The sequence below is a fragment of the Shinella sp. CPCC 101442 genome, from assembly GCF_024704725.1.
Lineage (GTDB): Bacteria > Pseudomonadota > Alphaproteobacteria > Rhizobiales > Rhizobiaceae > Shinella.
Window position 1 is genome coordinate 51,337 of the sequence record NZ_JALIQS010000017.1, and the last position, 9,634, is coordinate 60,970.

Here is a 9,634-nt window from a genome sequence, read left to right on the forward strand (position 1 = left end):
CAGTTGCGAAAACACTAACAGGTTTTCGCTGCGTGGCAACATGCCACACTGGCATCCTACGCCCGTGAACCTTTCGCGGAAATGAACGAACCGCCGCCGTTCCAGGCACCGTTCCATCCGGCACCTATCCGGCAACGCGCACGACGGCCTTGATCAGTCCGGTCTTTTCAGTCGCCCAGCGCGCCAGGTCAATGGGCACGTCGTCCAGCGTCGTGCGATGGGTGACGAGCGCCTCCACCGGTACATGGCCGGCGCGGATACTCGCCACGACATGCTCGAAATCGGCCCGCGTCGCGTTGCGACTGCCGATCAGCATCATTTCGCGCTTGTGGAACTCCGGATCGGAGAAGCGAATCTCGTCCTTTACCACGCTGACCAGCACCAGCGCCCCGCCATGGGCGACATAGCCGAAGGCCGCCTCCATGGATTTGCCGTAGCCGGTCGCATCGAAGACGACATCGAAGCCGTCGCCTCCCGTTACCCGCCTCACCTCTTCGGCGGCAGTTTCATCGGCAACAATGCCGGATGCGAAGCCGAAGCGCCCGGCGGCCATGGCGAGGCGCTCGGCCGATGTGTCCATCAGCGTCACGGCATGACCGGCGATGCGCGAGAAGAGCGCAGTACCGAGACCGATCGGGCCGGCACCGATGACGAGGGCGCGGGAGCCGGTATGCGCCAGCGAGCGGCGCACGGCATGGGCCCCGATGGCCAGGAATTCGACGGTCGCCGCAGCCTCCAGGGAAAGGCCTTCAGCCGGGTAAAGGTTTTCCGCGGGTACGGTGATTTCTTCACAGAAGGCACCATCGGTATGGACGCCGAGCACGCGGATGGCCGTGCAGCAGTTCGGCTTGCCCTTGCGGCAGGCAATGCAGGTGCCACAAGCAATATAGGGGTTCACGACGACCGGCGCGCCAACGGCAAGGCCGCTTGCGCCGGGATGGATAACCGTCGCGGAGACCTCGTGACCCATGACACGGGGATATTCCAGAAACGGGTGCTTGCCTTCGAAGATATGATAATCCGTGCCGCAGATACCAACATGGCTGACGGCGACGCGCGCCCAGCCATCCGGCACCGCGACCGGCCGCCCCCGTTCGACCGCCTCGAGGCGGCCGGGTTCCATGCAGACGACAGCTTTCATCTCAACGGCTTCCGCGACGACGCAACTGGTCGAAATAGACGATGACGATGATCAACAGGCCCGTGATGATGCGCTGCCAGAACGAATTGACGTTGAGCAGGTTCGCACCGTTGTTGATGGTGGCCAAGATGAAGGCGCCGAGCAGCGGGCCATGCACCGAGCCGACCGCGCCGAACAGGCTGGTACCGCCGATGACCGAGGAAGCGATCGCCTGCAACTCCCAGCCTTCCGCCTGCGTCGCATTGCCGATGCCGATGCGCGAGGCGAGCAGCAGGCCGACGAAGGCCGCGCAGGTGGCCGAGAGAATATAGGCGAGATAGATCGTGCGGTTGACATTGACGCCCGACAGGCGCGCCGCCTCGCTGTTCGAACCGACCGCGAAGAGATAGCGGCCGAAGCGCGAAAGGTGCAGGAAGACAAAAGCCGGGATCGCCACCAGGATGACCATCCAGAACAGGCTCGGCACACCGAGGAAATCGGTGCGGGAGAAGTTGGTGAAACCCTCGTGGTTGATCGAAATCGTCGAACCGTTGGTGATGAGCAGGCCGATGCCGCGCAGGGATGTCAGCGTCGCCAGCGTGATGATGAAGGGCGGCAGGCCCATGCGCACGATGCCAAAACCATGGAAGGCACCGATCGCCACACCCATCAGGAGTGTCAGGATGATCGAGGCCCAGAGCGGAACACCCGCCTGAAGCAGCCAGGCGACGATGACGCTGGTGAAACCGACGATCGCCCCGACCGACAGGTCGATGCCGGCGGTGATGATGACAAATGTCTGGCCGACGGCGAGGATGGCCGTCATCGCGCCCTGACGCAGCAGATTGGAAATGTTACCCGGAGTCCAGAAGGCATTGGTGGACAGGCCGAGCGCCAGCCACAGCGCCGCCAAAAGCCCGAACAGCGTGAGGCCAAGCAGGATGTTCCTGCCTCTCTTCGGTGCCGGTGCGCTTTCCGTCGTCGTATCCACGCTCATGTTTCTTCTCCCTTTTTTAGCGCAGCGTTCAGATGCCGATAGCCTGGGTCAGGACGTCTTCATGGGTGCCCGCCCGATGGTCGTGGCTCGCAACGAGCCGGCCGCCACGGAAGACGTGCAGCCGGTCGGACAGTTCGTAGACCTCCGGCAGGTAGGACGAGATCAGGATGATGCCGGCGCCCCGTTTCAGAAGCTCGCCGAACAGCCGGTAAATCTCCGCCTTGGTGCCGACGTCGACGCCGACGGTCGGCTCGTCGAAGATGAAAAGTTTTGCGCCGTGGCTCAGCCACTTGCCGATGACGATCTTCTGCTGGTTGCCGCCGGACATGGCGGACGCCAGCACGCGGCGCGACGGCGTCTTGATGCGCAGGTCGCGGATCTGCCGTTCGGCATTCTCAGCCTCGTCGCCCTTACGGATGACGAGGCCCGAACTCAGCCGCTTGAAGACCGGCAGGTTGATGTTGAGGCCGATGGGCAGGTTGAGGCAAAGGCCCTGGTCGCGCCGGCTTTCCGGCGCCAGCGCAATGCCGAGATCCATTGCCTTGCGCTCATGGGGAATCTCGACCTTCTGCCCTTCCCAGTAGATTTCACCGGATTTCACCGGCTGGCGGCCATAGAGCCCCAGCGCGAATTCGCTGCGCCCGGCACCGATGAGGCCGTAAAGACCGACGATCTCGCCCGACCGCACCGTCAACGATACATCCTCGAAACCGGGTCCGGAAAGGCTCTTGGTCTCGACGATCGGCTTGCCGATGGCGACTTTCTCCTTGTGATAGATCTGCTCGATCGTGCGGTTGATCATCAGCGCGATCAGCTCGGTCTCGTTGGTCTCGCCAATCAGGCGCGTGCCGACATGGGTGCCGTCGCGCAGCACCGACACGCGGTCGGCCAGTTCGAAGACTTCTTCCATGCGGTGGCTGATATAGACGATGGTGACGCCCTGATCGCGCAGCCGGCGAATGAGCCGGAAGAGCTGCGCCGATTCCTGCCGTGTGAGATAGGCCGTCGGTTCATCGAAGATGAGGAAGCGGATACCGCGCATGGCGGCTTTTGCGGTCGCGACAAGCTGCTGCTGGCCAATGGTGAGGCTGCCGAGAAGTGCGGCGGCGGGAAGCTGGAAACCGAGATCGTCCAGAACGGCCTGAGCGGCCTTTTCCATGGCGCCCTTGCGCATCATGCCGTAGCGGTTCATCTCGTCGCCGAGAAACATGTTGGCGGCAACGGAGAGATGCGCGCAGAGCACGACCTCCTGGTGCACGGCATTGATACCGCGCGAAATCGCCTCGGTGGGGGTCGCGAGCTGGACGGGCTTGCCGCACCAGAACACTTCGCCCGCCGTGCGCGTGATAACGCCGGTCAGAAGCTTGATCAGGGTCGATTTGCCGGCGCCGTTCTCGCCGACGATGGCGTGGATTTCGCCCGCGAGAAAGGTCACGGTCGCGGGCTTCAGTGCTTCGACGAGGCCGTATTTCTTCTGCAAGCCCCGCAGTTCGAGGATCGCCGCGCCGCGCGGCACGGTGTCGGCGCGTTTCGCCTGGTCGTCATGCCGATGGCTGAGCTCTTCGAGGCTGCTCATCGCGTTGTCCTCCCTGACTGCGGAAAGCGTCCCGCCCGGATGATGCCGCCCGGGCGGGGCGTGGTCAAACCGTCATGGCCTGACCGATCAGTTGACCTTCGGGTTCAAGAGGGCGTCGATCTTCGGATCGGCCATGTTGTCCTTGGTCACGAGGTTGGCGCCGGTGTCGACGAAAGCCTCGACCTTCTCGCCCTTGGAGACGGCGAGCGCCGTCTTCACGCCGTCATAGCCCATGCGGTAGGGGTCCTGCACGACGAGGCCGGCCAGCACGCCTTCCTTGAGGAAGCCGACGGTCTTCTCGTCCGAGTCGAAGCCGATCACCTTGATCTTGTCACCGAGCTTGTTTTCGGCGATCGCCTGGCCGACGCCCTGCGCCATGATGAGGTTGGAGGCGAAGACGCCGACGAGGTTGGGGTTGGCGGTGATGAGGTCGGTCATCATGTTGAGGCCGGTGGTGGCCTGACCGTCCGCATATTTGTCCGCCACGACCTTCAGGCCCGGATACTTGGTCTTGACCTGATCGAGGAAGCCTTCGCGGCGCTGGTCGAGCGAACCGACACCCGGCAGACTGGTGATGATGGCGATCTCGCCCTCTTCCTTGCCCGTCACGGCCTTGACGGCAGCGGCAAGGCCATCAGCGCCGATGCGGCCGCCCTGCACGTTGTCCGTGGTCAGGAACGAGGTGAAGGCCTTGGAATCCGCCGACGAGTCGATGCCGATGATCGGAACGGATTTTGCCGCTTCATCGACCGGCTTGCCGAGCGCCTTGAATTCCGTCGGCGAGATGACAACGGCGGCAGGACCACCGGCGACGGCGTTTTCGAGAATGCTGATCTGGCCGTTGATGTCGGATTCCGACTGGGCGCCGAGTTCCGGCACATTGACGCCGAGATCCTTGCCGGCAGCACGGGCGCCGGCGAGCACGATCTGCCAGTAGAAGGACGTGGTGTCCTTGACGATGATCGGGATGGTGACCTCCTGCGCGACGGACGCGCCGGGCACCATGGTGGCGAGGACTGCGGCACCCGCCAGTGCCGTGAAGGCGCGACGGGACAGAAGCGATCTTACAATGCTCATCTGGTTTCTCCTCTCAGATGCTTCCTGTCCTCCTTGCGGGATCGTGTTGCAGGAAGCGAACAACTCGACCTTTTATCGATAAAAAACATTTATGCGGCACGCTACACCCGAGCCGTTTCCCTGGCAAGCAGATGAAGTTCAGCGAAAAAACTGCAATTCCAAGCGTTCCGGTTCATCGCCCCGTCCTCCCAAACGGTGGCCGCCGCGTTCTACGACGCCCGGAAGACCTCATGCGGGTGCAAAACACCCTTCTTCAGAATGATATTGCCATAGAGGCGGAATTCCGTCGTGGCGACAATGTAGGCCGCCTTTTTTGCCATCTCGTAGAAGGCGAAGCGTTCGACCGAGTGAACGGTGAAATCGCCGGCCAGCCGATGCACCAGATTCTGGAACGTCACACAGACCTCCGGCACCGCCGCAGGATCGCCGACCACCTCCATGCGCCAGGCCGCCTGCGGCACGAACGTATCGAGCGGCATATGGGCAAGGATGGCCTCGGTGATCGAGACGGCATCCACGCCATCGGCGCGAATGACCTTGGGGCCTAAAAAACTCGAAGGGAAATTGGCGTCGGCAATGACGATGTCGTCGCCGTGGCCCATTGTCCGGATGGCGTGCAGAAGCTCGGGTCCGAGCAGCGGATGAATGCCTTTCAACATGGTTTTCCGATCCTCCCGATCGAAATCTATTGCCTGACGGCGTCTTGCCCAAGCGCGGGCGCCACCAGTGTATGCGGCTCGAAAGCCGGGTAAATGTCTTTTGGCAGATCCAGACGCGCCAGCGCCATGTTGCCGCGCAGGCTCTCCGGCCTCGCCGTCCCCAACAGCACGGAGGCGACGGCCGGGTGCTGCAGCGGGAATTGCAGGGCTGGCGCCGCAAGCGGCACATCCCAGCTCCTGGCACTGTCCATCATCGCGCCGACCTTGCGGGCTATATCAGGTGTCGCCGGCATATAGTCGAAATGTGCGCCCTCGACCGGGCCCGTTGCGAGAATGCCGGAGTTGAAGACGCCGCCGACCACCAGCGACGTGCCCTTCCGCTCGCAGAGCGGCAGCAGCTCCGCCGTCGCGGAGCGATCCAGCAACGTATAACGGCCGGCAAGCAGGATGCAGTCGAGATCGGCCTCCCGCAGCACGTCGAGGCAGACCGGCACCTCGTTGACGCCGAGGCCGAAGGCCTTGATGGTCCCGGATGATTTCAGCTCCTGCAAGGCTTTCAGGCCGGAGCCGAAGAACTGGCGCAGATGGTGGGCATTGCGCTCAGCGCCGTGCGTATAGATCCCGATATCGTGCACATAGAGGATGTCGATGCGGTTGAGGCCGAGCCGCGCGTGGCTGAGCTCGACCGAGCGCATGATGCCGTCATAGCTGTAGTCATAGCGCACATCGAAGGGCAGCGGATCGACAAAGCCGTAGCTCGGCACCCTATCGTCCGGCACCGGAAACATGATGCGGCCGACCTTGCTGGAAAGCACATAGCTGTCCGTCGGCTTGTCGCGCAGGAAATCGCCCGTGACGCGCTCGGCCAGGCCGAAACCATACCAGGGGGCTGTATCGAAATAGCGCAGGCCCTCATCCCAGGCCGCCTCCAGCGTCGCCATCGCGACATCACGCGGGCAGGCGCGATAGAGCCCGCCAAGGGCAGCGGTGCCGAAACTGAATTCGGTCACGGCAAGGCCCGTCCTCCCGATGGTCCGTGTCCTCATGCCCCCTCCCGGCCGACATCCTCCCGTCAGCGCTTTTGTCTTTTATCGACAATAGACAGATCGCCGTCAATGGGTAATATGAAGGGAGGAGGAACCGGGAGGATGACGACGGGCGGTTTGGCAGCCGCGCGTCTGGCCATTTTCCCGGTCAGCCATTAAGGGACGCGAATCCCAACAACCGGCGGCACCCATGGCCAAACAGAACACCGTCTTCAAGGACGCCTTTAATCGCTGCGTCAAGCTGCTGGAGCAGACGCCGAGCCTGCCATCCGAGCCGGAGCTGGGTACTACGCTCGGCGTCAGCCGCACGACCGTGCGCGCGATCCTGACCCGGCTTGAGGAGGTCGGGCTGCTCACCTGGGAAAAGCGCCGGAAGATCGTGTTGCGCAAACCCGAGGCGGCCGACTATTTTCCGACGGAAGAGACGGATTCGCTGTCGGAAATCATCGAGCGCAGCTTCATGCGCCGGATTCTGGCCGGAGGCGCGGAGCCCGGCATGCAGATCAACGAACTGGAACTGGCCCGCGAGATCGGCATCGGCACGACGAGCGTGCGAGAATTCCTGATCCGCTTCAGCCGCTTCGGCCTCATCGAAAAACGGCCCAACAGCCATTGGGTGCTGAAAGGCTTTACCCGCGACTTCGCGCTGGAACTGACGGAGGTGCGCGAAATGTTCGAGCTGCGTTCCGCCGCCGCCTTTGCGCATCTGCCGGAGGAGCACCCGGCCTGGCAGGAACTCGACACCATCGAAGCGGTGCATCACGCGATCCTTGCCGATATCGAGAACCGCTATCTCGATTTTTCCGAGCTCGATGAACGCTTTCACCTTCTGGTGCACCGCGCCTCGAAGAACCGCTTCGTCGTCGATTTCTACGACGTGATCGCCATCGTCTTCCACTATCACTACCAGTGGAACAAGACGAATGCCCGCCAGCGCAATGCACGGGCGCTGGAGGAACACCTCTCCTATATCGCGGCACTCCGCTCGCGCGATCCCGCCCGTATCGAAAAGGCCTGCCGCCAGCACCTGAAATCGGCGCGCGAAACCCTGCTGCAATCCATCAACTGACGGGATTTTCATGACAACGCCCATCCTGCAATTCGGAACCAGCCGCTTCCTGCAGGCCCATGCCGACCTTTTCGTCAGCGAAGCGCTGGAGCGCGGCGAGGCGCTCGGCCGCATCACCGTCGTGCAGACGACCGGAGCGCCGGAACGCGCCGGGCGGCTCGCCGCACTTGCCGTGCCGGATGGTTATCCCGTCATCGTGCGGGGCCGAAAGGATGGGCAGGATATCGACAGCACCCAGCGCGCAACGAGCATAGCCCGCGCGCTTTCAACGGCAACGGATTGGCATGCCGTCGAAACGGTGTTCTGCGACGAGGCCGAGGTGGTGATTTCCAACACGGGCGACACCGGTTACCAGATCGGCGCTGACGACCTTGCCGGACCCGTGCCGGCCTCGTTCCCGGGCAAACTGCTGGCGCTTCTTCATGCCCGCTACAGCGCGAACCGGCGGGGCCTCACCGTGCTGCCGTGCGAACTCGTCGCGCGCAACGGTGACGTGCTGAAGCGGCTGATCCTGAACCTGCAGGCCGATCGTTATCCGGAGTCTGATTTTCGCAAATGGCTGTCCGATGAGGTGATCTGGGCCAACACGCTTGTCGATCGGATCGTCTCCGAACCGATAGAGCCCGCCGGCGCCGTGGCGGAACCCTATGCACTCTGGGCGATCGAACGTCAGCCGGGGCTGAAGGTCCCGTGCTCGCATCCCGACATTCTCGTCGTCGACGATCTCACGCCCTATGAGAAGCTGAAGCTGCACGTTCTCAATCTCGGCCATACGGTGCTGGCGGATATCTGGATGAAGGAAAACCGCCCGGCGGATGAGACCGTCAAGGCGATCCTTGCAGACAGCCGCGTTCGGGAGCGGCTGCTATCCGTCTACAGGCAGGAAGTCGTGCCGGGCTTTGTCGCCAAGGGGCTCGGGACGGAAGCGCAAGACTATGTCGCCGCCACACTGGAGCGTTTCGACAATCCCTTCCTCGATCACCGCCTGCGCGACATCGCCAACCACCATGCGGAGAAGCTCGTCCGCCGCATCGTCGATTTCCATGCCTGGACGCCTGATGTGCCCAAGCCTGAACTGTTGGCGATTGCCGGCGGTCAGTAACCGCCGCCGCGCTTTTCTGCTTCCTTTTCGCCGAGGAAGCTGCGGCGCAGGTTTTCGACCGCCGATACAAGGCAGTTCACGTCCGTGCCGATCGCCAGGAAGTCCGCGCCGAGATCGCGGTAGACTTCGGCCTGCGGCAGCGAGACGGTCATGATGCCGCGTGCCTTGCCATGCGCCTTGGTGTGTTCGAAGATGTGTGTGATGGCATCAAGCACTTCCGGCGCACCGGGATTGCCGAGATGGCCCATGTCGGCGGCCAGGTCCGACGGGCCGATGAAAATGCCGTCGACGCCGTCCACCGCGGCGATCTCGTCGACCGCCGCAAGGCCCGCCCGGTTTTCCACCTGCACGATCAGGCAGATCTGCTCGTTGGCGGTGGTGATGTAGTCCGGCGTGCGGTTGAAATCGCTCGCGCGGCCGAGGCCGGCGCCGACCCCGCGGATACCATGCGGCGGGTAGCGCAGGGCGCGCACCAGCGCCTTCGCCTCTTCAGCCGATTCGACCATGGGGATGAGAAAAGTCTGGGCACCCTGGTCGAGCAACTGCTTGAGGATCCAGGCCTCGCCCATCGGCGGGCGCACCATGGCATGGGTCGGGCTATGGCGCAGCGCGCCAATCTGCGCGCTGATCAGCGGCATGTCGTTCGGGCCGTGTTCGCCGTCGATCAGCAGCCAGTCATAACCACTGGTCGAGAGGATTTCCGTCGCATAGGCGCTGCCGAGCGCCGCCCACAGACCGAGCTGGAACCGGCCGTCGCGAAGCGCTGCCTTGAAAGTGTTTTTGGGTGCCGCCACGATTTTCCCTCTCGAAAGTAAACCGGCCGGCAAGATTGCCGGCCGGCGCTCCATTTGACGCTGCTCAGGCAATACCACCAAGGCAGACATATTTGATCTCGGTGAACTCCTCGATGCCATAGCGCGAGCCCTCGCGGCCGAGGCCGGAGAGTTTCACACCGCCGAATGGCGCTTCCGCCGTGGAGATCAGGCCG

The 9,634-nt window shown here is 63.1% G+C and carries 10 protein-coding genes; 2 read left to right on the top strand and 8 right to left on the bottom strand.

What is annotated here, in order from left to right; genetic code table 11:
* Nucleotides 1–124: 124 nt before the first annotated feature.
* From MUO32_RS28700 to MUO32_RS28725, 6 genes are all read right to left on the bottom strand, one after another.
* A complete protein-coding gene (locus MUO32_RS28700; protein ID WP_257951797.1) occupies nucleotides 125–1,141 on the bottom strand; it encodes a zinc-binding alcohol dehydrogenase family protein in 1,017 nt (338 codons plus the stop codon).
* Nucleotide 1,142: 1 nt separating this feature from the next.
* Nucleotides 1,143–2,117, bottom strand: a complete 975-nt coding sequence (locus tag MUO32_RS28705; protein ID WP_257951798.1) for an ABC transporter permease — start codon at nucleotides 2,115–2,117, stop codon at nucleotides 1,143–1,145.
* A gap of 28 nt (nucleotides 2,118–2,145) precedes the next feature.
* Nucleotides 2,146–3,693 carry a sugar ABC transporter ATP-binding protein gene (locus tag MUO32_RS28710; protein WP_257951799.1) on the bottom strand — a complete coding sequence of 516 codons (1,548 nt, stop codon included), beginning with the start codon at nucleotides 3,691–3,693 and terminating at the stop codon, nucleotides 2,146–2,148.
* 87 nt (nucleotides 3,694–3,780) lie between these two features.
* A complete protein-coding gene (locus MUO32_RS28715; protein WP_257951800.1) occupies nucleotides 3,781–4,770 on the bottom strand; it encodes an ABC transporter substrate-binding protein in 990 nt (329 codons plus the stop codon).
* Between the two features lie 209 nt (nucleotides 4,771–4,979).
* Nucleotides 4,980–5,429, bottom strand: a complete 450-nt coding sequence (locus MUO32_RS28720) for an RbsD/FucU family protein (protein ID WP_257951801.1) — start codon at nucleotides 5,427–5,429, stop codon at nucleotides 4,980–4,982.
* Nucleotides 5,430–5,455: 26 nt separating this feature from the next.
* A complete protein-coding gene (locus MUO32_RS28725; protein WP_257951802.1) occupies nucleotides 5,456–6,475 on the bottom strand; it encodes an aldo/keto reductase in 1,020 nt (339 codons plus the stop codon).
* A gap of 190 nt (nucleotides 6,476–6,665) precedes the next feature.
* On the opposite strand from MUO32_RS28725, the gene MUO32_RS28730 reads away from it, so the two are divergent.
* Nucleotides 6,666–7,544, top strand: coding sequence for a GntR family transcriptional regulator (locus MUO32_RS28730; RefSeq protein ID WP_257951803.1), 879 nt, complete (start codon nucleotides 6,666–6,668; stop codon nucleotides 7,542–7,544).
* A 10-nt stretch (nucleotides 7,545–7,554) separates the two neighbouring features.
* The gene (locus MUO32_RS28735; RefSeq protein WP_257951804.1) at nucleotides 7,555–8,646 is read left to right on the top strand and encodes a mannitol dehydrogenase family protein; all 1,092 of its coding nucleotides are present in this window, start codon (nucleotides 7,555–7,557) and stop codon (nucleotides 8,644–8,646) included.
* Here MUO32_RS28735 and MUO32_RS28740 read toward each other — a convergent pair.
* Together MUO32_RS28740 and MUO32_RS28745 are read right to left on the bottom strand one after the other, a co-directional pair.
* Nucleotides 8,640–9,440 carry an HpcH/HpaI aldolase/citrate lyase family protein gene (locus MUO32_RS28740; RefSeq protein WP_257951805.1) on the bottom strand — a complete coding sequence of 267 codons (801 nt, stop codon included), beginning with the start codon at nucleotides 9,438–9,440 and terminating at the stop codon, nucleotides 8,640–8,642. The genes MUO32_RS28735 and MUO32_RS28740 overlap by 7 nt on opposite strands.
* 64 nt (nucleotides 9,441–9,504) lie before the next feature.
* The coding region (locus tag MUO32_RS28745) for an aldehyde dehydrogenase family protein (protein ID WP_257951265.1) at nucleotides 9,505–9,634 on the bottom strand (130 nt) is incomplete at its 5' end.

Bases quoted from the DNA above. Each gene is read 5' to 3' on its own strand.
- MUO32_RS28710 (WP_257951799.1), bottom strand. From the start codon at position 3,693: ATGAGCAGCCTCGAAGAGCTCAGCCATCGGCATGACGACCAGGCGAAA.
- MUO32_RS28735 (WP_257951804.1), top strand. From the start codon at position 7,555: ATGACAACGCCCATCCTGCAATTCGGAACCAGCCGCTTCCTGCAGGCC.
- MUO32_RS28715 (WP_257951800.1), bottom strand. From the start codon at position 4,770: ATGAGCATTGTAAGATCGCTTCTGTCCCGTCGCGCCTTCACGGCACTG.
- MUO32_RS28730 (WP_257951803.1), top strand. From the start codon at position 6,666: ATGGCCAAACAGAACACCGTCTTCAAGGACGCCTTTAATCGCTGCGTC.
- MUO32_RS28720 (WP_257951801.1), bottom strand. From the start codon at position 5,429: ATGTTGAAAGGCATTCATCCGCTGCTCGGACCCGAGCTTCTGCACGCC.
- MUO32_RS28700 (WP_257951797.1), bottom strand. From the start codon at position 1,141: ATGAAAGCTGTCGTCTGCATGGAACCCGGCCGCCTCGAGGCGGTCGAA.
- MUO32_RS28705 (WP_257951798.1), bottom strand. From the start codon at position 2,117: ATGAGCGTGGATACGACGACGGAAAGCGCACCGGCACCGAAGAGAGGC.
- MUO32_RS28725 (WP_257951802.1), bottom strand. From the start codon at position 6,475: ATGAGGACACGGACCATCGGGAGGACGGGCCTTGCCGTGACCGAATTC.